Source organism: Paraburkholderia sp. BR13444, from assembly GCF_040948755.1.
Taxonomy (GTDB): domain Bacteria; phylum Pseudomonadota; class Gammaproteobacteria; order Burkholderiales; family Burkholderiaceae; genus Paraburkholderia; species Paraburkholderia youngii.
This window is the reverse complement of the sequence record NZ_JBFPKM010000002.1, coordinates 532453-558394: the sequence shown is the minus strand read 5'-3', so window position 1 is coordinate 558394 and position 25942 is coordinate 532453. Positions and strand designations below refer to the sequence as shown.

The 25942-nt window shown below is 64.8% G+C and carries 25 protein-coding genes, 1 tRNA gene and 1 riboswitch; of the genes, 16 read left to right on the top strand and 10 right to left on the bottom strand.

Going from position 1 to position 25942, the window contains the following annotated elements; genetic code table 11:
• Positions 1-71 precede the first annotated feature (71 nt).
• Complete coding sequence (locus AB3X95_RS06890) at positions 72-1235, bottom strand: porin (RefSeq protein WP_176124397.1); 1164 nt, start codon at positions 1233-1235, stop codon at positions 72-74.
• A gap of 525 nt (positions 1236-1760) precedes the next feature.
• The gene (locus tag AB3X95_RS06885) at positions 1761-2003 is read right to left on the bottom strand and encodes a hypothetical protein (protein ID WP_254906027.1); all 243 of its coding nucleotides are present in this window, start codon (positions 2001-2003) and stop codon (positions 1761-1763) included.
• Between the two features lie 396 nt (positions 2004-2399).
• On the opposite strand from AB3X95_RS06885, the gene AB3X95_RS06880 reads away from it, so the two are divergent.
• Together AB3X95_RS06880 and AB3X95_RS06875 are read left to right on the top strand one after the other, a co-directional pair.
• Positions 2400-2603 (top strand): cold-shock protein, encoded by a 204-nt coding sequence (locus tag AB3X95_RS06880; RefSeq protein ID WP_013090197.1) that lies wholly within the window; start codon positions 2400-2402, stop codon positions 2601-2603.
• 313 nt (positions 2604-2916) lie between these two features.
• Complete coding sequence (locus tag AB3X95_RS06875; RefSeq protein WP_368620963.1) at positions 2917-4065, top strand: exonuclease domain-containing protein; 1149 nt, start codon at positions 2917-2919, stop codon at positions 4063-4065.
• A gap of 38 nt (positions 4066-4103) precedes the next feature.
• Here the strand turns inward: AB3X95_RS06875 and AB3X95_RS06870 are convergent, their stop codons facing one another.
• Together AB3X95_RS06870 and AB3X95_RS06865 are read right to left on the bottom strand one after the other, a co-directional pair.
• A complete protein-coding gene (locus tag AB3X95_RS06870) occupies positions 4104-4700 on the bottom strand; it encodes a chorismate mutase (RefSeq protein ID WP_176124394.1) in 597 nt (198 codons plus the stop codon).
• A gap of 283 nt (positions 4701-4983) precedes the next feature.
• The gene (locus tag AB3X95_RS06865) at positions 4984-5133 is read right to left on the bottom strand and encodes a hypothetical protein (protein ID WP_008921206.1); all 150 of its coding nucleotides are present in this window, start codon (positions 5131-5133) and stop codon (positions 4984-4986) included.
• Between the two features lie 668 nt (positions 5134-5801).
• Here AB3X95_RS06865 and AB3X95_RS06860 point away from each other — a divergent pair.
• Positions 5802-5999: a hypothetical protein gene (locus AB3X95_RS06860; RefSeq protein WP_260332172.1), complete on the top strand. Its 198-nt coding sequence runs from the start codon at positions 5802-5804 to the stop codon at positions 5997-5999.
• A 214-nt stretch (positions 6000-6213) separates the two neighbouring features.
• On the opposite strand, the gene AB3X95_RS06855 is transcribed toward AB3X95_RS06860, so the two are convergent.
• The 5 genes from AB3X95_RS06855 to pepN all read right to left on the bottom strand — a co-directional run bounded on the left by AB3X95_RS06855 (position 6214) and on the right by pepN (position 11118).
• Positions 6214-6289, bottom strand: a tRNA-Thr gene (locus AB3X95_RS06855).
• A gap of 73 nt (positions 6290-6362) precedes the next feature.
• The gene (locus AB3X95_RS06850; RefSeq protein ID WP_176381236.1) at positions 6363-7379 is read right to left on the bottom strand and encodes a class 1 fructose-bisphosphatase; all 1017 of its coding nucleotides are present in this window, start codon (positions 7377-7379) and stop codon (positions 6363-6365) included.
• 86 nt (positions 7380-7465) lie between these two features.
• Positions 7466-7918, bottom strand: a complete 453-nt coding sequence (locus tag AB3X95_RS06845; RefSeq protein ID WP_368620962.1) for a HigA family addiction module antitoxin — start codon at positions 7916-7918, stop codon at positions 7466-7468.
• Positions 7919-7934: 16 nt separating this feature from the next.
• Positions 7935-8216, bottom strand: a complete 282-nt coding sequence (locus AB3X95_RS06840; protein WP_368620961.1) for a type II toxin-antitoxin system RelE/ParE family toxin — start codon at positions 8214-8216, stop codon at positions 7935-7937.
• Positions 8217-8421: 205 nt separating this feature from the next.
• Positions 8422-11118 carry an aminopeptidase N gene (pepN, locus tag AB3X95_RS06835; RefSeq protein WP_368620960.1) on the bottom strand — a complete coding sequence of 899 codons (2697 nt, stop codon included), beginning with the start codon at positions 11116-11118 and terminating at the stop codon, positions 8422-8424.
• Positions 11119-11441: 323 nt separating this feature from the next.
• On the opposite strand from pepN, the gene AB3X95_RS06830 reads away from it, so the two are divergent.
• The gene (locus AB3X95_RS06830) at positions 11442-12131 is read left to right on the top strand and encodes a DUF4136 domain-containing protein (protein WP_176124389.1); all 690 of its coding nucleotides are present in this window, start codon (positions 11442-11444) and stop codon (positions 12129-12131) included.
• Between the two features lies 1 nt (position 12132).
• On the opposite strand, the gene AB3X95_RS06825 is transcribed toward AB3X95_RS06830, so the two are convergent.
• On the bottom strand, positions 12133-12705 hold the full coding sequence (locus AB3X95_RS06825; RefSeq protein WP_176124388.1) for a TMEM165/GDT1 family protein: 573 nt from the start codon (positions 12703-12705) through the stop codon (positions 12133-12135).
• A gap of 11 nt (positions 12706-12716) precedes the next feature.
• Positions 12717-12929, bottom strand: a riboswitch (yybP-ykoY riboswitch).
• Between the two features lie 497 nt (positions 12930-13426).
• Here AB3X95_RS06825 and AB3X95_RS06820 point away from each other — a divergent pair.
• The 12 genes from AB3X95_RS06820 to AB3X95_RS06765 are packed head-to-tail and all read left to right on the top strand — an operon-like array spanning position 13427 to position 25937.
• On the top strand, positions 13427-14152 hold the full coding sequence (locus AB3X95_RS06820) for a beta-ketoacyl synthase chain length factor (RefSeq protein ID WP_368620959.1): 726 nt from the start codon (positions 13427-13429) through the stop codon (positions 14150-14152).
• On the top strand, positions 14136-14930 hold the full coding sequence (locus AB3X95_RS06815; RefSeq protein ID WP_368620958.1) for a 1-acyl-sn-glycerol-3-phosphate acyltransferase: 795 nt from the start codon (positions 14136-14138) through the stop codon (positions 14928-14930). The genes AB3X95_RS06820 and AB3X95_RS06815 overlap by 17 nt, the downstream gene beginning before the upstream one ends.
• Positions 14905-15210: a phosphopantetheine-binding protein gene (locus AB3X95_RS06810; RefSeq protein WP_176105339.1), complete on the top strand. Its 306-nt coding sequence runs from the start codon at positions 14905-14907 to the stop codon at positions 15208-15210. The genes AB3X95_RS06815 and AB3X95_RS06810 overlap by 26 nt, the downstream gene beginning before the upstream one ends.
• Positions 15207-15458 (top strand): acyl carrier protein, encoded by a 252-nt coding sequence (locus tag AB3X95_RS06805; protein WP_013090186.1) that lies wholly within the window; start codon positions 15207-15209, stop codon positions 15456-15458. Before AB3X95_RS06810 ends, AB3X95_RS06805 begins: the two co-directional genes overlap by 4 nt.
• 26 nt (positions 15459-15484) lie before the next feature.
• On the top strand, positions 15485-16126 hold the full coding sequence (locus AB3X95_RS06800; protein ID WP_254906025.1) for a hypothetical protein: 642 nt from the start codon (positions 15485-15487) through the stop codon (positions 16124-16126).
• Positions 16126-17823, top strand: a complete 1698-nt coding sequence (locus tag AB3X95_RS06795; RefSeq protein WP_368620957.1) for an AMP-binding protein — start codon at positions 16126-16128, stop codon at positions 17821-17823. The genes AB3X95_RS06800 and AB3X95_RS06795 overlap by 1 nt, the downstream gene beginning before the upstream one ends.
• Complete coding sequence (locus AB3X95_RS06790) at positions 17823-19559, top strand: glycosyltransferase (RefSeq protein WP_368620956.1); 1737 nt, start codon at positions 17823-17825, stop codon at positions 19557-19559. Before AB3X95_RS06795 ends, AB3X95_RS06790 begins: the two co-directional genes overlap by 1 nt.
• Positions 19546-21165, top strand: coding sequence for a histidine ammonia-lyase (hutH, locus tag AB3X95_RS06785; RefSeq protein WP_368620955.1), 1620 nt, complete (start codon positions 19546-19548; stop codon positions 21163-21165). The genes AB3X95_RS06790 and hutH overlap by 14 nt, the downstream gene beginning before the upstream one ends.
• Positions 21162-21602 carry a thioesterase family protein gene (locus AB3X95_RS06780; protein ID WP_176124381.1) on the top strand — a complete coding sequence of 147 codons (441 nt, stop codon included), beginning with the start codon at positions 21162-21164 and terminating at the stop codon, positions 21600-21602. The genes hutH and AB3X95_RS06780 overlap by 4 nt, the downstream gene beginning before the upstream one ends.
• Positions 21590-22273: an outer membrane lipoprotein carrier protein LolA gene (locus AB3X95_RS06775; protein WP_368620954.1), complete on the top strand. Its 684-nt coding sequence runs from the start codon at positions 21590-21592 to the stop codon at positions 22271-22273. The genes AB3X95_RS06780 and AB3X95_RS06775 overlap by 13 nt, the downstream gene beginning before the upstream one ends.
• On the top strand, positions 22273-24756 hold the full coding sequence (locus AB3X95_RS06770; RefSeq protein ID WP_368620953.1) for an MMPL family transporter: 2484 nt from the start codon (positions 22273-22275) through the stop codon (positions 24754-24756). Before AB3X95_RS06775 ends, AB3X95_RS06770 begins: the two co-directional genes overlap by 1 nt.
• Entirely contained in the window at positions 24753-25937 is a 1185-nt protein-coding gene (locus tag AB3X95_RS06765; protein WP_368620952.1) for a beta-ketoacyl-[acyl-carrier-protein] synthase family protein, read from the top strand. Before AB3X95_RS06770 ends, AB3X95_RS06765 begins: the two co-directional genes overlap by 4 nt.
• Positions 25938-25942: the final 5 nt, after the last annotated feature.

The window sequence follows — 25942 nt, the reverse complement described above, 5'->3', positions numbered from 1 at the left end:
CCCCTTCGGCGCGAACATAAAAAAAGGCGCCGCGAACGGCGCCTTCTCTACTGCCAGTCCTTGCGCGGTGCTTAGAAGCGGTGACGCAGACCAGCCGTTACAGCGACTTGCTTGTTGTTGCCCGAAGCGTTACCCACGCCATTGATGAAGGCGGGGACGATCGAGCCTTCGTTTGCTGCCTGATACACGCCTTGCAGGTACACGTCGGTACGCTTGGACAACGCGTATGCGGTCTGCAGGTCGACCTGGTTCCAGTGCACGTGCGTGCTGGACAGGTTAGCGCGAGTGTACGTGTACGCAGCGGCAACGCTGATCGCCGGTGTCAGAGCGTAACGAGCGTTACCCTCGAAATTCTGGAACTGAGCGCTGTTGGACGGGAAGCCGATACCGCCCGAGACACCCGATGAGCCCTGGCTGATGCCGACGAGGCCATGCAGGTTCGTCTGCGAGTACACGATGCCAACGGTTGCCGGGCCGAACGCGTAGTTGGCGCCTGCGCCCCATGTTTGCTGACGTTGCGCGAAGAACGTGTTGTCGCCCGATACTGCGCCACCCGAATTGAACGCTGCGGCCGCGCCGGTTGCGCCGTTGGCGTTCAGCTGCAAGTAAGCGGCTGCGACGTTCAGGCCGCCCCAGTTGTACGATGCGCCCGCGCTGTATGCGCGGTTGTTCGCGAAGCCGCTAGCCTGGTTCGAAAAGCCGTACAACGCGCCGAACTTGAAGCCGCCGTAGTTCGCGCTCGTGTACTTGGCCGAGTTGTTGATACGGAACGAGTTGTTCAGGTTGTCGTTGTCGAACGGGTGGGCGAACTGGGTGCCGCCGTATTGCGTGCCGGTCAGCGCCAGCGGGCCGACGAAGTCGACCATGCTGTCATATTGACGGCCGAGCGTGACAGCGCCGAACTGGTCGCTCGACAGACCGACGAAGGCCTGCCGGCCGAACATACGGCTCTGCTGCTTGAGCGTGCCGTCGTTGATGCCGAAGCCGTTTTCCAACGTGAAGATGGCCTTCAGACCACCGCCGAGATCTTCAGCGCCACGCAGGCCCCAGCGGCTACCGTTCACCGAACCGCTCGTCATCGCAACGTTGGCGCCGTGCTGGGTAGCACTGACGCGCTGGTTATTCGTATAAGTAATCCCGGCGTCGATCAGGCCATACAGGGTGACGCTACTTTGCGCGTGCGCTGCCGTGACGAAAACGCCCGACAGGGCAGCGACCATGAGTGTCTTCTTCATTGATATAACTCCAAGAGCGAGAGAGGTATAAAACCCTGGCTTAGGAGACCTTCACGCGAGCGCTGCGAGAAGCGGAATCCGCGTGAGAAGCGCGCTGACCAGATCCGCGCCGGTTTCCGATTACGCAGAGTGTAGAGAGACACTTCCAGGAGTTGATGTTCCGATTTGCGCAATAAAGTATTACGCATCAAGAAACGATCATGATTCGCCATTCGGGCCTTATAGATAAAGGCTTTGCGACGATTCGGCGGAGTTCAGCGTCTGATTTTTCCTAAACCGCGTTGCTGATTCGCGACACCAAACGATGCGGAAAAACAACGGGAAGAAATGCGGAAAACGATTGTTGTTATTGCGGCAATACACGATTGTCAATTGTGTGAATAATCGAAATCGTATACGACCGCTATACTTTAGTTTCTGCTTTCCGAAGCAGACTTTTTCGTTGACGAAAAAGATCTCCAAACCTTTGTCAGCGCGACCTTCCAGTCGCGCTTTTTTTATGGCGGACGACCTTCGCGAACTGCTCTAGTGAGCGGGGGCGGTGCCTTCCGCGTCGTCCCAATCGCCCTGCGCCGACACGCTCCAGTCTTCCATCACATAACGGCGCGCATCCATCGGCGAGGAGAGCAGGTTCTGCCAGTGGTCTCCGTGCCACATCGGATCGAAGTCGAAAACCGTGGATGATTCCTCGGCTGCAGATTGATCTGGTATGACCTTTGCACGCGAATGAGTTAGCCAGGCGAACAGACGGTGAATTTCCTGGAACATGACAACCTCCTGAAGCACATCGCTACAACTCATTTGAATCATGCGAGTCGGACTGCGCGGCAACAACTCGGACAAACACTTACGCAAAGATGGATTTTGTTACATTCGCATTGCATATTTGCGCAAATTTTTCCGTTTCCAGGCTTGGCTAAATCATTCCAGGTAAGTTTGACGCGTCGATCTTATCCATGCGATTTGAAGCATTATCTTTTTATACGCTAAACGCATATGAAAAGTTTACTTGACGGCGATTCTCCGTTCCCCGTATAACGGCAAAGCCGAATTTGATTGGCTGTTTCTGGTTTTTGTATTGATCAGATATGGGCAACTGAATCGGGGTTGGATCGATTCAAGGGCAATGCCCGCTTTGGATAAATCACCGAGGGAAAACAGGAAATGGAAACTGGTGTCGTCAAATGGTTCAACGATGCTAAGGGTTTTGGCTTCATTACGTCGGACGCGGGTGGCGAGGATCTTTTCGCCCACTTTTCGGAGATCCGTAGCGAGGGTTTCAAGTCGTTGAAGGAAAACCAGCGGGTGTCTTTTGAAGTCAAGACCAGCCCGAAGGGCAAGCAGGCGGCCAACATTCAGCCGCTGTAAGTGCGCTGAGCCGGGCGCGCCGCCCACGCAGTCGGGAGCGAAAAACCCTCGCCGTCGCGCGAGGGTTTTTTATTTCTATCCTCGAGATCTTCGGTAACTGCACGGTTCAGCAAATGCGCATTATTGTCGGAAGTTAATTTACTGAAGCAAAATTGGCTACGTCCGGATTAATGATTTAAGCGTCTGTGGGATATCTGCGCAAAATTGAGGGACCGCCGACCAGTTTCCGCCTGCGGACGGCGCTCAGTGTGGATGCGCACCGTCCAGCTGGTGCATACTTGGCGCAAATTCACGCATCCGAATCTCTTGCCCCATGTCTGAACTGCTTTCGCCGGAACCGGCGCTCGATGCACCCATCGTTTTCGTCGACCTCGAAACGACCGGCGGCTCGACGAGCGAGCACCGCATTACTGAGGTTGGCGTCGTCGAAGTCGGGCCGGCCGGCGTATCGCGCTGGAGCAGCCTCATCGATCCGCGGCAGCCCATTCCGTCGTTCATCCAGCAACTGACCGGCATCACGAACGATATGGTGCGCGGCGCACCGACGTTCGAGTCGATCGCGCCCGCGCTGTTCGAGCGCCTGAACGGCAAGCTGTTCGTCGCGCACAACGCGAGTTTCGATCGCGGATTTTTACGCAGCGAATTTCGTCGCGCGGGAATTGCGTTCGATCCGGACGTGCTTTGCACGGTGCGGCTGTCGCGCGCGCTGTTTCCCGGCGAAAAGCGCCATGGTCTCGATGCGCTCGTCGAACGTCATGCGCTGGTGCCGTCCGACCGTCACCGCGCGCTCGCCGACGCCGATCTGATCTGGCAGTTCTGGCAGCGTCTGCCGACGCTCGTACCGCTTGAAGCGCTGCGCGCGCAGATCGAGCGCACGACGCGTCGCTACCGGCTCGCCGGCGACATCACCGAAGACCTGCTTGACACCGCGCCAGCAGGCTGTGGCGTGTATGCGTTCTATGGCGAAGGAGATGCACCGCTGTATGTCGGCCGCAGCGTGCGCGTGCGTCAGCGGCTGCGCTCACATCTGACCGGCGAGCGGCGTTCGGCGAAGGATATGCGGCTTGCGCTGCTGGTGCGGCGCGTCGAATGGCGCGCGACTGGCGGCGAACTCGGCGCGATGCTCGCGGAGGCGCAGTGGATCGCGACGCTGCGGCCGGGCCACAACCGTTTGCCGCGCGTGACGAAGAGCGATCCCGCGAACGCGCCGTGGCCGTTCGAGGGGCCGATTGTTTTCGAGGAGTGTGAGGACGCGCAGCGCATCTTCCACGTGGTCGATCGCTGGCGATACCTCGGGCACGCGCCATCGCTCGTGCAGGCGGCGCAACTGCATGCGTCGACACTGGCGGGGTCGTTCGAACTCTCGACGTACCGTATCCTGCAAAGCCATCTGGCTCGTGGTCTGCGCGTGATGCCGTTGAGCGTATCGCGTGACACGCCGGAGTCGAGCATCGTCGTGTGACGCCTATGCAGCGTGCGCTCGCCGTAGCGTTGGCGGAATCAGCCGGTCGCGCCAACTCCACCGGTCTCGCACACGTGACCTAGCGCGCGCGTCATCGCGCTCGCATGCGCGGAGTCATAGCGCGTCAGCGTTTTCCAGTTAGCCAGCGATTGGGCGACGCGCGACGGGCAATCGTCCGCTGCGCGCAGCGGCTGCACGCGCGCCAGACTCGCCATCAACGATTGCGTCAGCTTGTCGAGCTGTGGTCGCGTGCTGGTTGCGAGATCGGGTGCGGGACCTTGCGGTGGCTGCGTGCTGCTCCATTTCGCGAACAGCGCGTTCTGCACGTCTTTGCTCGCATCGATCTGGTCCTGGAAGAACGCGCGCGCGAACGCCGGGTCGACGTTTGCCGCCGCAGCGCGCTTTTCCACATCGGCGAGCAGCGCGTTTTCACGCGGCGTATCGGTGATCGGCTGGTGGTTCGCCCATTTCCAGCGCGCGACCGGCTCCGCGAGCGCAAGGCGCTGCGAAACCAGTGCGATCAGGTTCGTGAGCGCGGTGTCGTCACCATCGGCAAGGGCGGGGGCGGGCGAGAAAGCGACGGTGGCGGCGATGGCGAGCGCGCATGACGCGCCGAAGCGATGCAGACGATTCATGAGGTGGACGTGGCCGGGCGGCCGTTGACGGAAAAACCAGAAGAATAAATGATGCCCGGCAAACCTCGCGCGCCGGGCCACTTTGCACAAGTTGTCGGAGAGGAAATTGGCGCGTGAAGGACGCGCGTATTCGTACGCTCGAGCCGTGTGGCCCAGTGTAGCTGGTGTGATCAGGCGAACTGATCCAGCGTCTTGACGGAGGTGTCGGACGCGTAATGAGGGCGCGAGTACTCACCGCGCATGACATCAATGAGCGCGAATGCTGCGCCGCGCCAGTGGTCCGTTACTTCGGATCGCACGACTTGCGTTGTTCGTCGAAGAAAGCGCGAACATGCTCGGGCAGCTCGGCTCCCAAAAACTCGACGGCCACAGGTTCCGGATCCGGGTAAAAAACCTTGTCCGGGGTCGGAATCTTCGGTGGTTTGGCATCCATGATCTTTCTCCTTTGCGAACCGATTATCGGCCTCGTTCCCCGCATGGCACCAGTGCCCGATGCGAGTCATACATACTCTGTTGCTTTAACGGCACAAGCCGACACATCAGCAGAGGGATTGAATAAAATTTATCGTCTAACTATCGCTTGGGTTTCGCGATCTCCCCGATCCGCTTAATTCCCAGCGTGAAATCATCTCGATCCGGCTCCCTCCGCCATTCGCTCTCGCGCCTTGCCCCACCGGGGTTTGAGCACGTCCGATCGATATTTCGCAGCCCTGCATCTGACGTTCTCGTGTGAAAAACACCTGACAAATTTGTGCGTTGCCGCATCGGCAGTATTTTCGCGTTTTCTGAATTGAACGTTCGTAATTTGCCGATTGCATAACTGCGTGCCTAATACTTTGTAAACGGCACATTCCGCGCCGCGTTGACCGGACCAACCGCTGTTTAAAGATTTTTGTCATTAATTGATTGCTGACAGTTGGTTGGCATACTGATTCCCGTATTGCTGTGACAAAAGGAGCTCATTTGGCGACCTGTCGAACATATGCGATCGCGCCTTCCTATGATTGAAGCGACTACCGATGTTTCGACGTGCGTTGACAGACGGACCCGCGACGCGCGGAGCGGATCATGACGTTCTTCATGTTGGGGGAGAGGTCGCCCATGGAAAACGCTGTCTACTGGAGCGGACGTCAGGTCGGCATCGAGTGCGCCGGCAGGATCTTGTGGTTCGCGTCGGCACCCGCGCAAGCGATAGCCGCATACGGCGCGTCCGAGCAGCCGACCCCACAGGCCGATATTGTCGTTGCGCGGAACCTCGCGATGCCACGGTCATACGACCCGCTCCACGTTCCCGACTAGGCTGGCCGCGCGCACCGCGCTAGAGAACGTGCTGCTCGTCCACGCACGGGAACAGGCTCAGCAGGAGCTTCGTGTCGTGGTCGATCAGCGCCGAATGCCATTGCCGGCTACGGCTGTTTTGGCTCGTCAAGGGAGCGGGAGGTCGGCAACGTCTCGCGCGACGGCAAAACAAAAAGCCCAGTCACGAGGACTGGGCTTTTTGCTTGAAACTTGATGGTGCCGGAAAGAGGAATCGAACCCCCGACCTTCGCATTACGAATGCGCTGCTCTACCGTCTGAGCTATTCCGGCATCAGGAGAAACGAGATTATAGGGACTACTTCAGTGACTTGGCAAGCCCCTTGATGCATTTTTTCTTTCGCGATCACTTCTTCGCTTCGAGGTGATAGCGAGTCACGCGATCGACCTCGTTCTTCGAGCCGAGGAACACCGCGACGCGCTCGTGCAGGCTCTTTGGCTGGACGTCGAGAATACGCTTCTCGCCGTTGGTTGCGGCGCCGCCCGCCTGCTCGACGATGAAGGCCATCGGATTGGCTTCGTACATCAGACGCAGCTTGCCGGGCTTGTCCGGTGTGCGCTTGTCGGCCGGGTACATGAAGATGCCGCCGCGATTCAGGATGCGATGTACGTCGGCGACCATCGATGCGATCCAGCGCATGTTGAAGTCGGCCTGGCGCGAACCTTCCTTGCCCGCTTTCAGTTCGCCGATGTATTGCTGAACCGGCGGATACCAGTGGCGTTCGTTCGAAGCGTTGATCGCGTACTCGCGAGTTTCGACGGGAATACGCATGTCGCTTTGCGTGAGCACCCATGAGCCCAACTCGCGATCGAGCGTGAAGCAGTTCACGCCGTTGCCGGTGGTCAGCACGAGCACTGTTTGCGGGCCGTACACCGCATAGCCCGCAGCGACCTGCTCCGTGCCCGGCTGCAGGAACGATTGCTCGGTGGCCTGATGGCCGTCCGGGCAGCGCAGCACCGAGAAGATCGTGCCGATCGACACATTGACGTCGATGTTCGACGAGCCGTCGAGCGGATCGAACACGAGCAGATATTCGCCCTTCGGATAGTTGGCCGGAATCGGGAAGAACTGTTCCATTTCCTCGGAGGCCATGCCTGCGAGATTGCCGCCCCATTCGTTCGCCTCGAGCAGAATTTCGTTCGACAGGATGTCGAGCTTTTTCTGCACCTCGCCCTGGACGTTTTCGCTGCCCGCCGAGCCGAGCGCATCGCCGAGTGCGCCCTTGCTGACGTGGTAGCTGATCGCCTTGCACGCGCGCGCGACGACTTCGATCAACAGGCGCAGATCGGCGGGCAGGTTGTTGGTTTCACGCTGCTGCTCGATCAGGTACTTCGTGAGAGTGGTACGACGTTGCAAAGACATTGCTGTACTCCGGGAAGGCTAGAAGAATGATGGGATTTTAACCGCTCGTGTGTGTCGGCTCCGTGCTTTTGGCCGCACGGCCGCCTTCAGGCCTTGCGGCGCGTCCTGGCCGAGACGGTGCCGCGGACGCTGGCCGCGAGCGCCGCGGCCCGGGCGTGCCCGGCGGGCACGCTGGGCAGTTTCGGGCGCTCGGCGCGCGGCATCGGTTCGATTTCCTGTTCGATCTGCTCGCCGGCGGCGGCGGTGGCGACGCGCAGGTCGTAGGCGATTTGCAGATTGAGCCAGAACTGCGCGCTGGCGCCGAAGTAGCGCTCGAGCCGCAGCGCGGTATCGGCGGAGATCGCGCGGCGGCCGCGCACGACGTCGTTGATGCGCGGCGCCGGCACCCGCAATGCAAGCGCGAGCGCATTGACGGACATGCCGAGCGGCTCGAGGAACTCGCTGCGCAGAATTTCGCCAGGATGGATCTCGTCAATGGCCGCGCCCGTATCGATGTCGGAGAAATCGATGCTTTTCAGCGCGGAGCGTTTGATGACCATGTCGGTCTCCCAGTAGTCAGTGATAGTCGACGATCTCGACATTTAGCGCGTCCTCGCCGACGAAATGAAAACAGATGCGCCACTGCGCATTGATGCGGATGCTCCATTGCCCGCTGCGCTCGCCTTGCAAGACTTCGAGCCGGTTTCCGGGCGGCGCGTGCAAATTCGCGATGGAGCTCGCGGCGTCGATCATCAGCAGCTTGCGATGTGCTAGCGCCTGGATCGAGTGCGGCAACGTATGCACGAACCTGCCCTGGAAAATTCTTGCGGTGGCCTTGTCTGCGAATGTCGTGATCATCGAATCGTATAACGCATTGCGTTAAATGTAAACCATTAAGCGTGTGCGTATACTTTCTCCCCGCCGAGGTCCGATGAACAGTCGGCCAAATGGCTAACGCCGTGCCACGACCGGGGGAGCGCAGCCCATCAACGAAAAAGCGGCGCAAAAAAAAGCCGGCAACGCGTGCCGGCTTTCCGATGCGACTCGAGAACTCAGCGAGGCATCACGCCAACGCCTTCTCGACGATCTCGCGCACGTCGCGCGACTTGACCTGCGCGGCCACTTTCTCGAGCGCCGCGCGCATGCTGTCGCGCAGCGCCGGCGTGAAGCGTCGCCACAGCTCGAGCGAACGCGCGAGGCGCGCGGCCACCTGCGGATTGAGCGCGTCGAGCGCGATCACCTGCTCGGCCCAGAATGCGTAGCCGGAGCCATCTGCCGCGTGGAACTGCGCGGGGTTCGCCGCGCAGAAGCTGAAAATCAGCGAACGTGCCCGGTTCGGGTTCTTCAGGTTGAAGGCCGGATGCGTCATCAGCTTGCGCACCGTATCGATCACCGGATGCTGCGCGCCGCCGCGCTGCGTGGCCTGCAACGCGAACCATTTGTCGATGACGAGCGGCTCCTTCTCGAAGCGTCGATAGAAGTCGTCGAGCGCGTGCTGCGCCTCGGGGCTGCCGCCTTGCGGCGCGGCCGCGTTGAGCAGCGCCGACAGCGCGGCCGCGCGGTCGGTCATGTTGTTCGCGGCTTCATATTGCGCGGAGGCGAGACGCACGGCGTCCGCGGAATCGTCGAGCTCGGTCAGATACGACAGCGCGAGATTCTTCAACGCGCGATGACCGGCCGCCTCCGGCGTCGCCTCGTAGGCGCCCGGCGTGCGATGCTGCTCGTACACCTTCAGCCAGTCGTCACGCAGCGCATTGGCGAGGCGCTTGCGCACGAACTGCCGTGCCGCGTGCACCGCGGCCGGATTCGACTCGGCCATCTGCTCGGCCAGATACGCTTCGGACGGAAGCATCAGCGCGAGTTCACGGAATGCCGGCGACAGCGTCTCGTCGGTCAAAACGCGAGCGAACGCGGCGACCACCGAGTCGTCGAGCTGCAGCGCCGCGCCCGTGGCCGCACGCGCGGCGAGCGCGAGCAGCTCGCGGGTGGCGAGCCGCTGGCCGGCCTCCCAACGGTTGAACGGATCGCTGTCGTGCGCAAGCAGGAACGCGAGCTGTTCGGCCGTGTAGTCGTATTCGACGATCACCGGCGCCGAGAAATTGCGCAGCAGCGACGGCAGCGGTTCCTGCCCGACGTTGACGAACGTGAAGGTCTGCTCGGTCTGCGCGAATTCGAGCACGCGCGTGGTCGACTCCGACGCCTTCGCCTCGCCGTCGAGCTGCAGCGGCAGATCGCGGCCGTCCTTGCCGATCAGACCGATCGCGAACGGAATCAGCAGCGGACCCTTCTGCGTTTCGCGCGCGGCTGGCACGGCATCGCCGTAGCCTTGGCGCAGCGTCACGCTGTAGCGCTGCTGCGCGGCGTCGTAGTGCGCGCGCACCGACACGCGCGGCGTGCCGGCCTGGCTATACCAGCGCTCGAACTGCGCGAGGTCGCGGCCGTTCGCGTCGGCGAGCGCGTGACGGAAGTCGTCGCAGGTCACGGCCTGGCCGTCGTGACGCTTGAAGTACAGGTCCATGCCCTTGCGAAAGCCGTCGCGGCCGAACAGCGTCTGATACATCCGCACGACTTCCGAGCCTTTCTCGTAGACGGTCATCGTGTAGAAGTTGTTGATCTCGACGTAGCTCTCCGGGCGCACCGGATGCGCCATCGGACCCGCGTCCTCGGCGAACTGCAATTGACGCAGCACGCGCACGTCCTCGATACGCTTGGTCGCGCGTGCGGCTTCGTCGCTGGCGCCGCCCGCCATGTCGGCCGAGAACTCCTGGTCGCGAAACACGGTCAGGCCTTCCTTCAGGCTCAGCTGGAACCAGTCGCGGCAGGTCACGCGGTTGCCGGTCCAGTTGTGGAAGTACTCGTGGCCGACCACCGCCTCGATGTTCGCGAAGTCGGTGTCGGTGGCCGTTTCGGGATTCGCGAGCACGTACTTCGTGTTGAAGATGTTGAGCCCCTTGTTCTCCATCGCGCCCATGTTGAAGTCGCTGACCGCGACGATCATGAAGCGGTCCAGATCGAGCTCGAGCCCGAAGCGCTCTTCGTCCCAGCGGATCGAGTGGATCAGCGAATCCATCGCGTGACGGGTCTTGTCGAGATCATGCGGCTCGACCCACACCTGCAGCAGCTTTTCCTTGCCCGAGCCAGTCTTCACGCGTTCTTCGAGCGCGACGAGCTTGCCCGCGACGAGCGCGAACAGATAGCTCGGCTTCTTGAACGGATCTTCCCAGCGCGCGAAATGACGGCCGTCGGGCAGATCGCCTTCTTCGAGCAGATTGCCGTTCGACAGCAGCACCGGATAGTCGGTCTTGCTCGCGCGCAGCGTGACCGTGAAGCTCGCCATCACATCGGGGCGGTCGAGGAAGTAGGTGATGCGGCGAAAGCCCTCGGCTTCGCACTGCGTGAAGAAGTTGCCACTCGACACGTACAGCCCCGACAGCGTGGTGTTTTCCGCGGGATTGCAGATGCTCGTGAGGGTCAGTCCGAAGCTGTCCGGCACGTTGTCGAGCAGCAGTCCGTGCTCGTGCGGATGCGCATTCGCAAACGGCTTGCCGTCGATCTCCGCGCTGACGAACTCGAGCTGCTCGCCCATCAGTTCGAGATGCGCGGCGCGCGAAGCATCCGGGTTGCGGCGCACGCGCATCGTATTCCTGACAACCGTGCGTTCGGGGACCAGATCGAACTCCAGCGCGACGGTGTCGATCAGGAAGGCGGGCGGCGCGTAATCGGCGCGGCGGATCACATTGGGCGTTGCGGTATCGGCCATGGTGTTCTTTGGTGGTGTACTCGAGCGGTCGGGCGCGCAAACGGCGCGCGAGCCGGGCTTGGTCGACTCATTGTACAAAGCCTCGGGCGATCGTGCGGAGGGGAAGGGGGTCGAGTTTCGGCGCAGGGCAGCGCGTCCGGTTTCGACGGGCAGGGCAAGAACCTTTTGCTCGCTGCCGGGGTCAGCGTATTATCGGGCGCCGTGCGTGGCGGGGACCCGGCAGCGTCAGCCGGCGAGCGCATCGCACGATGGAATAATCGCGGCCGAAGCAGAGTTTTAACCGAAGCTGAATAGATGCAACCAGAGGCATCACGAGGCAGACCATGAACTTCGATCGATGGACCCGCCGCGTCGCGTTGCTGTTCGTCGCGCTGAGCGTGCTGCTGTCCGGCTGCACGACCTACGTGACGACACAGGTCACGGCGTTCTCCGACTGGACCGGCAGCGACGCAACCCGCACCTATGCGTTCACGCGCCACGAGGATCAGAAGAACAATCTCGAACTGAGCGCCTACGAGCGGATCGTCGCAAACGAGCTCGCCGTGCACGCGTTCCGCGAAGTCCCTCACGACGAAGCGCGCTATCTGGTGGAACTCGCCTATGGCATCCGCTCGGATGTCGTGACCGTCGCGCAGCCGGTCTACTACAACCCGTGGCCCGGCCCTTACTGGGGCCGACCGTTCGATCCGTGGGGTCCGTGGGGGCCGTTCCCGGCGACATACGTGAACCAGAGCTACCCGGTATTCACGCATCTGCTCGGCATCCGGATTACCGAGCGTGCGAGCGGCCGGGAGGTCTACAACGTGACGGCGCGCAATTTCGGCGAGGAGTCGTCGCTGGTGCGGGCGATGCCTTATCTGGCGCGTAGCGCGCTGGCGGACTTCCCGCTGGCCAACGGCGCCGTGCACACCGTGAAGATCCCGCTCGGCGGCGGCGCGGCTGCGAACGAAGTGTCTCTGCCAGCGGCGCCGCCGCCCGCGGGTTCGGCGTCGGCGCCGAAGGCCGCGCAGTAGCTTAGACCCCGACCCCGAACAAGGCCATCGCGCCCAGCACGACGAACATCACCGCGGCGATGCCGTGCACGAGCTTCGTCGGCAGACGATGCGCGAAGCGGTCGCCGAGCAGGATCGCCGGGACGTTCGCGATCATCATGCCGAGCGTCGTGCCGGCCACCACGCCGAAGAAATCGTGAAAGCGCGCGGCGAGGGCGACCGTCGCGATCTGCGTCTTGTCGCCCATCTCGGCGAGGAAGAACGTGACGACCGTGGTGCCGAACACGCCGAAGTGCGTGCGGTTCGTGTTGGCTTCCTCGTCTTCGAGCTTGTCGGGCACCAGAATCCACAGCCCCATGCCGACGAACGACGCCGCCAGCGCCCAGCGCATGACGGTCGGCGTCAGCATCGAACCGAGCCACGCGCCGAGCGCGCCGGCGCCCGCGTGATTGATCAGAGTTGCCGCGAACACGCCGAGAATGATCGGCATGGGCTTGCGATAGCGCGCGGCCAGCACGAGCGACAGCAGTTGCGTCTTGTCGCCGATTTCGGCGAGCGCGACCGCGCCGGTCGAAATGAGAAAAGCTTGAGTCACGTTGAATGGATTCCTCGGGCCGAAGATGAACGAGCGACGACCCACGACACGCCGGGCCCTGTTGCGGCGCGTGTGGATCATCGGTCTCGCCAGGCCAAAGGCTGCGACTGCCATGGCCGTGCTGGCCAAGTGTGTTGACAGGCGCCCCCGCGAGCCACACGTGCGACGCACCGGCGAAGCGGTGCGGACGTGCCGCGGGGCGGCTACTCCCCAATGAGGGGCGGAGTATAACAGGCGCCGCAGCATCGCTGTGACGAATGTTGTTCGCGTGCGGACGACGACCCTGCGGAGGTGTTTTCGCTCTACGACGTATTCCGCGAAAGACCAATGAAAGGTTTTTTGGTGGATTCTGTCGGCGTTGGCACGCCAGCGTCGACGCGCGAAACGGCCTTGCGGTGCGTCTCCGCGGCCGGCTTTGTCAAATCGTCTAACAATGTGTTGCGCCTCAGGCGCGGATACAGATGGATACGTCTTTACTCGACGATTTGCTTCAAAATATCCGGTACTATTCGGCCACAAAAGGAGCCCGAGCCGCCATCCACCACACCGATTGTCAGGGGCGCCTGACAAGTAAGGCCGATCGCCGGTGCTGCATTCCCATGCCAGCTGACCGGTCGGTCCCGGCTGGAACCTCCCGATCCGCGCGGCGCCGCTCGCTGTGACGGCTGTGTATTCCGTCAGGCGCTTGAGCCCCTTTCCCGTTTCTACGCGCGAACACCATATGCCCGATCTGCACTGGACCATTCCGGTCGGTCGCTGGTCTAGCTGGCCAGCTACCTCGTCTGCTGCACCCGATGTCGGCTTTATCGAGCCGATCGTGCGGCGGCGTCTCAGCACGCTGTCCAAGGTCGCGCTCAAGGTCGCGCACGACTGCGTCGCGCAGGAACCCGTGCGCGTGGTGTTCGCGTCGCGGCACGGGGAATTGCGGCGTACGACCGACATTCTGCGCAGCATCAGCGCGGGCGAACCGGTGTCGCCGACCGCCTTCAGCCTGTCGGTGCTGAACGCGATGACCGGCGTGTTCGGGATCGCGCGCGGCGACCGTTCGGCCGCGAGCGCGGTATCGGCTGGTGCGCAAACGCTCGGCTATGCGCTGCTCGAAGCGTACGCGCAATTCGCGACACAACCGGACGTGCCGGTGCTGCTCGTCTATGCCCACGAACCGGCCGATCTCGCGTACGGCACGATCGAAGACGAAGTGCACGGCGGCGCGATCGCGGTGCTGCTCGACAAGGATGCGTCGGCAGGGCACGTTGTTTGCTCCTTGACCCGCGCCGACGAGGAGGTGGCCGGGCAACCCGGCGAGCCGCGCACCGCAATGAGCGGCGCCGCGAGCTTTCCGACCCAGAGCCAGGCGCTGCTGCACTGCCTCGAAACCGGCCAGCCCGCGCGCTGGCAGCGCGCCGGCGCGCTATGGCACTGGAGGTGGGATGAGCGCGCGGCTTGATTACGCGTGGCGTTTTTGCGCGACCGGCCTCGCCTTTGTCGCGTTCGGCGTGTGTGGCGTGCTGTTTTCGGTGCTCGTGTTTCCGCTCGCGTGGCTGTGGCCACATCGCGCGTCGCGGCAGCGTGCGGTGAGCGTCGTGATCCATCGGTTCTTTCGCGCGCTCGTCGCGGTGCTGCGCGGCCTCGGCGTGATGGAACTCGAAGTATCCGGCGCCGAGGCGTTGCGCGCGGGCGGACCGGCGATCGTCGTCGCGAATCACCCGACTTACCTCGACGTGATGGTCCTGCTGTCGCTGACGCCGCGCGCATGCTGTGTCGTCAAGCACGTGCACTGGCACAACCCGTGTTTCTGGGGCATCGTGCGCGCGGCCGAATACGTGAGCAACGCGGACGCGATCGCGCTCGTCGAGGCGGGAGCCAGGCAGATCGCGGCCGGCTACACGATGATCATTTTTCCGGAGGGCACGCGCAGCCCCGCGCCCAACCGGCTGCACGCTTTTTCGCGCGGGTTCGCGCACATGGCGCTGAAGGCCGGCGCGCCGATCGTGCCGGTGTTGATGGATTGCGATCCGCCCGCGTTCACGCGGCAGATGCGCTGGTACCACGTGCCGGCGCGCGCTTTCCGGATGCGCGTGAACGTGCTCGCGCCGCTTGGCGTCGCCGAACTGGCCGCGCACGGCACCACTGCCGCCATCGCGGCGCGCAGCGTGACGAATGCCGTAGAAGCCCACATTACCCAGCACCTGTTCGATTATGGATTCTTTAAAACTGGAAATTAAAAAGCTTCTGATCGAAGCCCTCGATCTCGAAGACCTGAGCCCCGCCGATATCGACGACGACGCCCCGTTGTTCGGTTCCGACGGCATCGGTCTCGATTCGATCGACGCGCTCGAAATCGGCATCGTGCTGCGCAAACAATACCAACTGACCATCGCGGCGAACGACGAACGTACCCGCGAGCACTTTCGCTCGATCAACACGCTCGCCGCGTTGGTCGCGAGTCAGCGCGAAGCGGCGCACGCTGCGAACGAAACCGCAAGGAAGGGGATTGAATCGTGACCGAGACTGAGATTCTCGAGCGCATCCGCGCGATCTTTCAGGAAAACTTCGCGATCGAGCCGCAGCGCGTAACGCCCGACGCTCATCTGTTCGAAGACCTCGATCTCGACAGCATCGACGCGGTCGATCTCGCGATCAAGCTGCAGGAGATGACCGGCCGCCGCATCAAGCCGGAGAACTTCAAATCCGTGCGCACGGTCGGCGACGTGATCGGCGCGGTCGAATCGCTGCTCGCGGCGCAAGGCTGATGCGGGCCGCGCACCCGCGCATGCAGATGTCGGAGCCACCGCACGCCGCAAGCGGGTCCGGCGCGCGGCCTCGCTGGAGCCGGACCGTCGTGCTGGTGCTGCTGAAACTCGCTTACCCCGTGCTGATTCTGTGTGCCTGGCGCTGGGATGCGCCGCGCCTCGTCGGCGGCATGCTGCTCGTGACCTTGTGGTTGCAGCGCTGGGCCGGCGGCGGTCCGGTCGCGATACCGCTGCGGCAGCTTTCCGGACTCGACTGGAGCGTGGTGGCGATGCTGAGCTGCGCGTCGGCGACGATCGTCGTCACCGATAGCGAACTGCTGCTGCGCTTCTATCCGTTGCTCGTCAATCTCGGTTTGCTGATCGCGTTCGGCGCGACGCTCGTTCGCGGGCCGTCGATGATCGAAAAATTCGCGCGCCTCGGCAGTCCCGATCTGCCGCCGGGCGCGGTGCGCTATACGCGGCGCGTGACCCAGGTGTGGTGCGCGTTCTTCGTGCTGAACGGCGCGTTTTCCGCCTATACCGCGCTCTATTGGAGCCGCGCGGCCTGGTCGCTGTACAACGGCGCGATCGCCTATGGACTGATCGGCCTGCTGCTGGCGGGCGAATACGTGTGGCGACGCCTGTTCGTGCTGCCGCGCGCCGCGCGCGCTGACTCGGAGTCGGCCTGATGATCGCGTTGCATGACCTGTTGTCGGCCGATGCCGCGCTCGCGACGCCCGCCGCACCGGTGTGCCGCGACGGCGCCGTGCTGCTCGATCGCGCGGCGTTCCGCGCGCGCGTCGCGGGCTTGCTCGAATTCGTGCAAACGCACGACGCGCGGCGCTGCGCGCTTTGTATCGACGATCCGTTCGAGTTCGCCTGCGCGTTGTTCGCACTGTTCGCGTGCGGCAAGGAGCCGGTGATTCCTGCCAATGCAACGCCGGGCTACGTCGCCGATCTCGCGGATGCGTACGACTTTCTGCTGACGGACGCGGATCTGCCGCCGTTCGTCGCAGCGACGCATGTCGTCACGGCCAATACCGGGCAGCCGATCGACCCCCGCGCATCGCTGACGCTCTACACATCCGGCAGCAGCGGCGCACCGAAGCCGATCCGCAAGACGCTCGCGCAATTCAACGCCGAGGTCCACACACTCGAACAGCAGTGGGGCGCATTGCTCGGCGACGCGACGATGCTCGCGAGCGTGCCGCATCACCACATCTACGGTCTGCTGTTTCGCGTGTTGTGGCCGCTCGCGGCGGGCCGCGCGTTCGATCGCGCAATCGGCATGGAGCCGCTGCAACTGCAGGCGCGCATCGCGCAATGCGGCGCGACGGCGGTCGTGTCGACGCCCGCGCAGCTGTCGCGCTGGCCCGCGTTGCCGGGCTTCGCTGCGCTCTCGCCCGCGCCGCGCGCATTCTTTTCGTCGGGTGGTCCGCTCGCGGCCGACGCCGCGCAGGCCTATGCGGTGAGCTATGGCGCGGCGCCGCTCGAAATCTACGGCAGTACGGAAACCGGCGGGATCGCGTGGCGGCGTCAGGATCAGGGCGACGCGTGGCAGCCGGTCGCTGGCGCCGAGGTGCGCCGCGAGGACGACGGAGCGCTGTTCGTGCGCTCGCCGCATCTCGACCACGACGGCTGGCACCGCACGGGCGATCGCATCACGTTCGATGCCGACGGGCGCTTCCATTTGCAAGGCCGCCTCGACCGCGTGCTGAAGCTCGGCGGCAAGCGCGTGTCGCTGCCGGAGCTCGAGGCGCGTCTCGCGCTGCATCCGTATGTCGCGCAGGCGGCGCTGGTGCCGCTCGAAGGCGCGACGCGAGAGCGGGTCGGCGCAGTGGTCGCGCTGACCGAAGCGGGCGGCGCGACATTGCGTGATGAAGGCCGCGTCGCGCTCGCGAAAACGCTGCGCCGGCATCTGGCCGATTACTTCGATGCGGTCGTGCTGCCGCGTCACTGGCGTTTTCGCGTGGGTCTGCCATTCGACGCGCGCGGCAAGCTGCCCGCAAGCGCGGTCGCGGCCGCGTTCGCGCCGCTCGCCGAGGGCATGGAAGTGCTGGCCGAAACGCGTGCAGGCGACACGCTGCACTACGTGCTGCGCGTGCCGCCGTCGCTTCAGCATTTCGCCGGCCACTTTCCGGGCCTGCCGATTCTGCCTGGCGTCGTGCAGGTCGACTGGGCGGCGCGGCTCGCGGCCGGGCATTGGCCGCGGGTGCGCGCGGTGGCGTCGGTCTATCGCCTGAAGTTCATGGCGCCGGTGACGCCCGGCGCGGTGCTCGAGCTCACGCTCGCCTACGATGCCGCGCGCCGGCGCGTGCAGTTCGCGTACCGGTTCGATGGACGCCAATGCGCGTCGGGCGTGCTCGTGCATCGGGAGGACGCGTGATGAAGTTCGCGCCTTGCATCGTCATTCCGATCTACAACCACAAGGACGCGATCGGCGCGACCGTCGCCAATCTCGCGGTGTACGGCCTGCCGATCTTCGTCGTCGATGACGGCAGCGACGAGCCGACCCAGCAGGTACTCGCCGCTCTCGCGCTGCAATACGCGCAGCAGTTGACGCTGCTGCGTCTGCCCGAAAACGGCGGCAAGGGCGCGGCGGTGATGGCGGGCCTGCGCGCGGCGCGCGCCGCGGGCTACACGCACGCGCTGCAGATCGACGCCGACGGCCAGCACGACGCGACGGACGTGCCGCGCTTCATCGATGCCGCGCGCGCCGAACCCGGCGCGGTGATTCTCGGCCGTCCGGTGTACGACGACAGCGTGCCGAAGGCACGCCTGTACGGCCGCTATCTGACCCACGTGTGGGTGTGGATCGAGACGCTGTCGCTGACGATCCGCGATTCGATGTGCGGCTTTCGTCTGTATCCGCTCGCGCTCGCGTGCGAGCTGATCGACAGCGTGCGGCTGCCGACGCGCATGGACTTCGACATCGAGATCCTCGTGCGTCTGCACTGGCGGCGCGCCGCGTTCCGCTCGATCCCGACCCGCGTGACCTACGCGGCCGACGGCGTGTCGCATTTCGACGTGCTGTGGGACAACGTGCGCATCAGCCGCAGCCATACGCGGCTCGTGTTCGGCATGCTGATGCGTCTGCCGATGCTGCTCGCGCACAAGCTGATGCCACGCCACGGCGCGCTTGACGACACAGCGGACGAGCGTGCCGACGCACCCCGGCCCGAAGCCTGGTGGCGTATCGCCGAACGCGGCAGCCGGCTCGGCATGAGCCTGCTCGCGCTGAGCTGCAAGCTGTTCGGCCGCCGCTTTACCGCGTTGTGGCTGCATCCGGTCGTCGCGTACTTTCTGGTGACGGGCCGCGCCGCGCGCGCCGCGTCGGGCAACTACTTCGCGCATCTGAACGCGGTCGCGCCGTCGGCGGAGATGCCGCGCCCGGGGTGGCTGTCCGCGTATCGTCATATGCTCGCGTTCGCGCAATCGGGCTTCGACAAGCTCGCCGCATGGACCGGCCGCGTCGACGACACAGACGTGACGTTCGACGATCCCGCGGCATTCGAAGCCTTGATCGCGAGCGGCAAGGGCGCGCTCGTGATCGGCGCGCATCTCGGCAATCTGGAGATGATGCGCGCGCTCGCGATCCGCGGCGATCACGCGAAGGTCACGGCGGTCGTCTACACCGAGCATGCGCGCCGCTTCAACGAGGTGCTCGCGGCGTCGAATCGCGAGTTCGCGCGGCATCTGCTCGAAGTCGGCGACTTCGGTCCCGAGACCGCGGTGCTGATGCAGCAGCGCATCGATGCGGGCGAACTGCTGGTGATCGTCGGCGACCGGGTGCCGGCGCGCGAGGCGGGGCGCACCACCGACGCGCAATTTCTCGGCGCTAGCGCGCCCTTCGCGCAAGGGCCCTACGTGCTCGCGCATGCGCTCGGCTGTCCGGTCTACCTGTTCTTCTGCCTGAAGGAACGCGACGGCTATCGCATGTACTTCGAGCCGTTCGCCGAGCGAATCGAGCTGCCGCGCCGCGATCGCGCGCAGCATCTGGCCGCGTGGGCGCAACGCTACGCGCTGCGCCTCGAACACTATTGCCGCAAGGCCCCTTATCAATGGTTCAACTTCTTCGATTTCTGGGCCAGCTCCGAGCGAGGCGCGAATGGCCGATCATGATCTGAACGATGTGCGACCCGCGCGCGTTGTTGCGAATGCCGCTTGCGCTGCCGGCTGCACGCCGGTCGTCGTCGGTGCGCGCCGACTGACGATCGAAGAGGTCGTCGCGATTGCGCGGCAGCGGGCGTGCGTCGCACTGAGCGATGACCCCGCATGGCGTGCGCGCATCGAGCGCGGCGCGGCATTCCTGCGCCGCCAGTTGGCCGCCGGCGCCACCGTGTACGGCGTCAACACCGGTTATGGCGACGCCTGCGTGGTCGACGTGCCGACGGCGCTCGTCGAGGCATTGCCGCTGCAACTGACGCGTTATCACGGCTGCGGCATGGGCGCGTATCTCGACGATGCGCAAACCCTCGCCGTGATCGCCGCGCGTCTGAATTCGCTCGCGTATGGTTTTTCGGGCGTGCGCACGGTGCTGCTCGAACGCCTCGCGGCGTTGATCAATCACCGCATGTTGCCGCGCATTCCGTCCGAGGGCTCGGTCGGCGCGAGCGGCGATCTGACGCCGCTGTCGTACGTGGCGGCGGCGCTCGCGGGCGAGCGCGACGTGCAGTACGCCGGCGCGTTGCGCGCGGCGCGCGACGTGTGGATCGAGCTTGGTGTCGAGCCGCTGACGCTCGCGCCGAAGGAGGGCCTCGCGCTGATGAACGGCACCGCCGTGATGACGGGTCTCGCGTGTCTCGCAGTGGCGCGCGCGGAGCACTTGACGCGGCTGGCAGCGCGTTTGACCGCGCTGGCGACCGTCGCGCTCGACGGCCGCGCCGCGCACTTCGACGCGACGCTGTTCGACGTGAAGCCGCACGCGGGCCAGGCCGAAGCGGCCGCGTGGATTCGCGCCGATCTGGCCGGCCGCGCCGACACGCCCGGGCATCGTCTGCAGGACCGCTATTCGATTCGCTGCGCGCCGCATGTGATCGGCGTCGCGCGCGATGCGCTCGGCTGGGTGCGCCGCGACGTCGAAAACGAGCTGAACAGCGCGAACGACAATCCGCTCATCGATCCCGACAACGAACGCATCTTGCACGGCGGCAACTTCTACGGCGGCCATATCGCGTTCGCGATGGATGCGCTGAAGGTCGCCGTCGCCAATCTGGCGGATCTGATGGACCGGCAGCTCGCGCTGCTGGTCGATGTCAACTTCAACAATGGCTTGCCGCGCAATCTGTCGGGCGCGGCGCCCGCACGCTCGGCGATCAATCACGGTTTCAAGGCCGTGCAGATTTCATCGTCCGCCTGGACCGCCGAGGCGCTGAAGAACACGATGCCCGCGAGCGTGTTTTCACGCTCGACCGAAGCGCACAATCAGGACAAGGTCAGCATGGGCACGATCGCCGCGCGCGACTGCCTGCGCGTGCTCGAATTGACGGAACAGGTCGCCGCCGCGCACACGCTCGCGACGGTGCAGGCCGTGCATTTGCGCTTGCGCATCGATAGCGAGACGCCGGTGCCCGCGCCGCTGCGCGCATTCATCGACGAGGTGGGCGCGCATTCGCCCTTCGTCGACGAGGACCGCGCGCTCGAAGGCGAGCTGCGCGCGCTGACAGCGCGCATTGCCGGGTGCGAACTGCTGGACATGATCGACGATCAGGAAGGAGTCAAGCTATGAGCGTGCCCGTGAAAACGCAGCACGTGCTCGCCGCGAGCGCGACCGTCGAAGTGCCGTTTCACGACGTCGACGCGATGAACGTGTGCTGGCACGGCAATTATCTGAAGTACTTCGAGCTGGGCCGCGCGGCGCTGTTGCGCGCGTTCGACTATGACTATCGCCAGATGCGGGCGTCCGGTTATCTGTGGCCGATCGTCGAGGCGCATCTGAAGTACGTGCGGGCCGCCGTATATGGACAGAAGCTCGAAGTGCGCGCGCAACTGCTCGAATACGAAAACCGCTTGAAAATAGGCTATGAAATCGTCGATTGCGCATCGGGTGCGCGACTCACGAAGGGCTATACGATCCAGGTCGCCGTCGATGCCGCCACCGAGGAATTGCAGTTCGTGTCGCCGCAGGTCGTATTCGACAAGCTGGAGCGCGTATGGGGCAGATGAACCGACGTGCGTCCGTGTCGCGGATCGCGGGCGTGATCGGCATGATCGGCGCGATGTGCGTGCCCGGATGGGCAGCACCGGCGCATGCGGCAACGGCCAACACTGCGCCCGCCAACGCCGCGCTCGTCTCGCAGATCGCCGCGCATCTCGCGCAGCCCAAGGGTGTGCGTTCGCAATTCACGCAGACGCAGACGCTCGCCGCGATGAAGCAGCCGCTCGTCAGCAACGGCACGTTGCTGTTCTTGCGCGAGCGCGGTGTGATCTGGCAAATCCACACGCCGTACAAGGCCACCTACGTGATTACCGATGCTGGCGTCGCGCAGGTCGACGCCAGCGGCCGCCGCGTAAGCACACATAGCGCACAGGGCACGCGCGGCGTCGCGCAGGTGTCGAAGATGATGCGCGCGATGCTCGGCGGCGATCTGTCGGCGCTGTACTCGCAGTTCGACGTGAGCGCCGAAGGCAGCGCCGCGCAATGGCGCATGCGCCTCACGCCGAATCAACCGCAGCTCGCGCAATCGATCAAGGGCCTCGACATGAGCGGCGGCGCTTATCTGCAAAGCCTGCGCATCACGCTCGCTAACGGCGACGTGACGAAGCTCGAGTTCGCGAACAGCACGGCCGTCGCCGAGCCGACGCCGGACGAGCGCAGCCTGTTCGGAGCGCCGTGATGGAGATGCCGCAGCAGCGAGCCGCGAAACGCGCATGGGGCGTGCGCGCCGCATGGCTCGCGCTCGCGCTGCTGGCGGCGCTGTATTGCGGCTGGCGCTTCGCCGGGCCGTCACCACTCGAAACCAATCTGCTCGCGCTCTTGCCCGCGACCGAAGCGGACCCGGTCGCCGAAAAAGCGGTCGACACGCTCGCGAGCGCGCTCGGCGATCGCACCGTGCTGCTCGTCACGAGCCGCGACGATGCGCACGCGAAAGCGGCCGCGAAGCAGCTGGGCGCGTCGTTGCGAAAGAGCGGCGCATTCGCGTCGGTGACGGCCGAACTGCCGCCGTTCGACCTGTCGCAGATCGCGGCGCTGTATCTGCCGTACCGCTTCGGCCTGCTCGCGCCGGCCGATCGCAGCGCGCTCGCGAGCGCCAGCGCCACGACGTTGCACGACATGCTCGCGCAGCGCATCTACAGCCCGCTGCAAGGCGGCCTCAGCACGCAACTCGCCGACGATCCGTTCGGCTGGCTCGAACGCTGGCTCGGCGATCTGCCGCTCGCGGCCACGAATCTCGCAGTAGAGGACAACCTGCTGGTGTCACATCGTCACGATGCGCAGGGCGATACGACCAGCGTGCTGATCGTCGCGACGCTGCCTGGCTCCGCTTATGAAACGAAGACGCAGCGCGCGGTAGACGCGGCGCTCGCCGACGCGGAAAACACGTTGCGTCAGGCGTTCCCCGATGTATCGGTCGCGCGCACCGGCGCCGTGTTCTACGCCGAGGCTGCGCGCAGCGCTGCCGAACGCGAGGTGCACGTGATCGGCATCGCGTCGCTATGTGGCATCGCGCTGCTGATGATGTGGGTGTTCCGCTCGCCGCGTCTGTTGCTGCTCGGCTTCGTCTCGACCGCGCTCGGCATCGTGTGCGCGCTGGCGGCGACGCTGCTGATCTTCGGCAAGCTGCATCTGTTGACGCTCGTGTTCGGCGCGAGCCTGATCGGCGAAGCCGTCGACTATTCGATCCAGTATTTCGTCGTCTATCTCGGCGCGGGCCGCAACTGGGATGCGCGGCACGGCGCGCGTAGCGTGCGGCCCGCGCTCGGCGTGGCGCTGGCGACGAGCCTGCTCGGCTACGCGATCCTGATGTGGGTGCCGTTCCCTGCGTTGAAGCAGATCGCGTGCTTTGCAATGGTGGGTATCACGACCGCGTTCGCGTCGGTGCTGTGGCTGCTGCCCGCGCTGCTCACGCGCGCGCCGAAGCACAGCCCGCGACGCCTGTTCGCGGGCGCGGCGCGGCTGCTCGCGCGCTGGCAGCATGCGCTCGGCGGCAAGCGCGCGTGGCTGGTCGCCGCGCTGCTGCTGATCGCGTCGGTGCCCGGCTGGCTGCGTCTGAGCAGCGACGACGACATCCATCTGCTGATCCAGCGCGATGCGTCGCTGGCCGCGCAGGAAGACACGGTGCGCGCGGCGGTCGGCGTCGATAACAGCGCGCAGTTTTTCGTCGTGCGCGGCGCGAGCGAGGAAGCGGTGCTGCAACGCGCCGAAGCGCTCGGCGCGAAGCTCGATGCGCTGAACGGCAGCGCGGATAGCGTCGGCGGCTATCAGTCGGTCGCGCAGTTCGTGCCGTCCGCGCAACGTCAGAGCGAAGACCGCGCGCTGCTTGCACGGCATGTGTTCGGCGACTCCGCCGCGTTGCGCGCGACGCTGCTGCAAGCGGGCTTCAAGGACGAAGTCGCCGAGGCGTGGCTCGCCGGCTTCGCCCGGCCGTCCGCGCCGCTCACCGTCGAGCGTTGGCTCGCGGCGCCTTGGTCGCAGCCGTACCGGCATTTGTGGCTCGGCGCGGTGGAATCGAATGACGCGAATCGGGCGCATGAAACAAGCTATGCGGCCGTCGTGATTCCGCAACGCGTGACGCCGCGCAACGAACCCGCGCTGATCGCGCTCGCGCGCGGCCTGCCCGGCGTCGTGTTCGTCGACAAGGCCGCGAGCGTGTCGAAGCTGTTCGGTGCGTATCGCGTGGATAGCGGCTGGTGGCTGGGCGGCGCGCTCGTGCTCGTGTGCGTGCTGCTGATGGTGCGTTATGGGGCGCGCGGCGGTATCGCCACGACCTTGCCCGTGCTGTTCGCGGTCGGCGTCGCACTGGCGGTGTTCGGCTACGCGGGCGTGCCGCTCAATCTGTTCAACTGGCTCGCGCTGATGCTGGTGCTCGGCGTCGGCGCGAACTATGCGGTGTTCCTGCGCGAAGGCTGCGCCCGCGCGGACGCGGATCTCGGCGCGGTGTGGACCGGCGTGCTGCTGTCGGCGGCGACCACGTTGTTGTCGTTCGGCATGCTCGGCCTCAGTGCGATGCCCGCGCTCAGGAGTTTCGGCACCACGCTCGCGCTCGGCATCGCGGTTGCCGTGTTGCTCGCGCCTATCGGCATGCCATCGGCGAAGTCATCGGCGCAGTCATCGGCGCAGTCATCGGATATATCATCGCATTCACGGAGAGCGGCATGAAAGCGCCAACAGTTTATTTGCACGCGCTCGGCATGATCAACGCGCTCGGTGGTGACGTCGGCCAGATCGTGCCGGCGCTCGCCGCCGCGAGTTCGCCCGGCATGGGCAACGTGCATACCGGCATCGGCGACGCGTTCGTCGGCAGCGTGCTCGCGCCGCTCGAACTCGCGCCGCGCGCCGATCTCGCGCGCTACGACTGCCGCAACAACCGGCTGCTGCTCGCGGCATTGGCGCAGATCGCGCCCGCGATCGAAGTCGCGCGCGAGCGCTATGGCCCTGAGCGGATCGGCGTCGTGCTCGGCACCAGCACGTCGGGCATCGAAGCGGCCGAAACCGCGTTCGTCTATCACGCCCGAGCCGGCGAGCTGCCGGAGAGCTTCAACTACCGGCAGATGGAAATCGGCACCGCCGCGCCATTCGCGGCCGCCGCGCTCGGCGTGCACGGGCCGGCGTTTACGATTTCGACCGCGTGCACGTCGAGCGCGAAGGCGTTCGCATCGGCGCGCCGGCTGCTGCAATTGCGGCTGTGCGATGCGGTCGTCGTCGGTGGTGTCGATTCGCTCTGCGAATTGACGGTGCAGGGCTTTGCGTCGCTCGAATCGACCAGCGGCACGCGCACCAATCCGATGAGCCGCAATCGCTGCGGCATCAACGTCGGCGAGGGCGCGGCCGTGTTCCTGATGAGCCGCGACGAAGCGGCGGTGCGGCTCGCGGGCGTCGGCGAATCGAGCGACGCGCATCATATTTCGGCGCCGGACCCGCAGGGCGTCGGCGGCGAACTCGCGCTTCGCGACGCGCTCGCGGACGCGGGCATCGCGGCGTCGGCGGTCGGCTATGTGAATCTGCACGCAACCGCCACGCAGAAGAACGACGAAATGGAAGCGCATCTGATGGCGCGCGTGTTCCCCGCTGGCGTCGCCGCGAGCGGCACCAAGCCGCTGACCGGTCATCAGCTCGGCGCGGCCGGCGCGACCGAACTCGGCTTCGCGTGGCTCACGCTCGCGCACGAGAACGCGACGCTGCCGCCGCATCTGTGGGACGGCGAAGCCGATCCCGCGCTGCCCGCGCTCGATCTTGTCGCCGGCGCGCGCCATTTGCCGCGCGGCACGGGCACGCTGTACGCGATGAGCAATTCGTTCGCGTTCGGCGGCAGCAATGTCAGCCTGATCCTCGCCCGGTAAAGCGC

What these genes read in the sequence shown, in the direction of transcription:
- AB3X95_RS06890 (WP_176124397.1), bottom strand. Translation starts at nt 1,235, where the DNA reads ATGAAGAAGACACTCATGGTCGCTGCCCTGTCGGGCGTTTTCGTCACG.
- AB3X95_RS06885 (WP_254906027.1), bottom strand. Translation starts at nt 2,003, where the DNA reads ATGTTCCAGGAAATTCACCGTCTGTTCGCCTGGCTAACTCATTCGCGT.
- AB3X95_RS06880 (WP_013090197.1), top strand. Translation starts at nt 2,400, where the DNA reads ATGGAAACTGGTGTCGTCAAATGGTTCAACGATGCTAAGGGTTTTGGC.
- AB3X95_RS06875 (WP_368620963.1), top strand. Translation starts at nt 2,917, where the DNA reads ATGTCTGAACTGCTTTCGCCGGAACCGGCGCTCGATGCACCCATCGTT.
- AB3X95_RS06870 (WP_176124394.1), bottom strand. Translation starts at nt 4,700, where the DNA reads ATGAATCGTCTGCATCGCTTCGGCGCGTCATGCGCGCTCGCCATCGCC.
- AB3X95_RS06865 (WP_008921206.1), bottom strand. Translation starts at nt 5,133, where the DNA reads ATGGATGCCAAACCACCGAAGATTCCGACCCCGGACAAGGTTTTTTAC.
- AB3X95_RS06860 (WP_260332172.1), top strand. Translation starts at nt 5,802, where the DNA reads ATGGAAAACGCTGTCTACTGGAGCGGACGTCAGGTCGGCATCGAGTGC.
- AB3X95_RS06850 (WP_176381236.1), bottom strand. Translation starts at nt 7,379, where the DNA reads ATGTCTTTGCAACGTCGTACCACTCTCACGAAGTACCTGATCGAGCAG.
- AB3X95_RS06845 (WP_368620962.1), bottom strand. Translation starts at nt 7,918, where the DNA reads ATGGTCATCAAACGCTCCGCGCTGAAAAGCATCGATTTCTCCGACATC.
- AB3X95_RS06840 (WP_368620961.1), bottom strand. Translation starts at nt 8,216, where the DNA reads ATGATCACGACATTCGCAGACAAGGCCACCGCAAGAATTTTCCAGGGC.
- pepN (WP_368620960.1), bottom strand. Translation starts at nt 11,118, where the DNA reads ATGGCCGATACCGCAACGCCCAATGTGATCCGCCGCGCCGATTACGCG.
- AB3X95_RS06830 (WP_176124389.1), top strand. Translation starts at nt 11,442, where the DNA reads ATGAACTTCGATCGATGGACCCGCCGCGTCGCGTTGCTGTTCGTCGCG.
- AB3X95_RS06820 (WP_368620959.1), top strand. Translation starts at nt 13,427, where the DNA reads ATGCCCGATCTGCACTGGACCATTCCGGTCGGTCGCTGGTCTAGCTGG.
- AB3X95_RS06815 (WP_368620958.1), top strand. Translation starts at nt 14,136, where the DNA reads ATGAGCGCGCGGCTTGATTACGCGTGGCGTTTTTGCGCGACCGGCCTC.
- AB3X95_RS06810 (WP_176105339.1), top strand. Translation starts at nt 14,905, where the DNA reads ATGGATTCTTTAAAACTGGAAATTAAAAAGCTTCTGATCGAAGCCCTC.
- AB3X95_RS06800 (WP_254906025.1), top strand. Translation starts at nt 15,485, where the DNA reads ATGTCGGAGCCACCGCACGCCGCAAGCGGGTCCGGCGCGCGGCCTCGC.
- AB3X95_RS06795 (WP_368620957.1), top strand. Translation starts at nt 16,126, where the DNA reads ATGATCGCGTTGCATGACCTGTTGTCGGCCGATGCCGCGCTCGCGACG.
- AB3X95_RS06790 (WP_368620956.1), top strand. Translation starts at nt 17,823, where the DNA reads ATGAAGTTCGCGCCTTGCATCGTCATTCCGATCTACAACCACAAGGAC.
- hutH (WP_368620955.1), top strand. Translation starts at nt 19,546, where the DNA reads ATGGCCGATCATGATCTGAACGATGTGCGACCCGCGCGCGTTGTTGCG.
- AB3X95_RS06780 (WP_176124381.1), top strand. Translation starts at nt 21,162, where the DNA reads ATGAGCGTGCCCGTGAAAACGCAGCACGTGCTCGCCGCGAGCGCGACC.
- AB3X95_RS06775 (WP_368620954.1), top strand. Translation starts at nt 21,590, where the DNA reads ATGGGGCAGATGAACCGACGTGCGTCCGTGTCGCGGATCGCGGGCGTG.
- AB3X95_RS06770 (WP_368620953.1), top strand. Translation starts at nt 22,273, where the DNA reads ATGGAGATGCCGCAGCAGCGAGCCGCGAAACGCGCATGGGGCGTGCGC.
- AB3X95_RS06765 (WP_368620952.1), top strand. Translation starts at nt 24,753, where the DNA reads ATGAAAGCGCCAACAGTTTATTTGCACGCGCTCGGCATGATCAACGCG.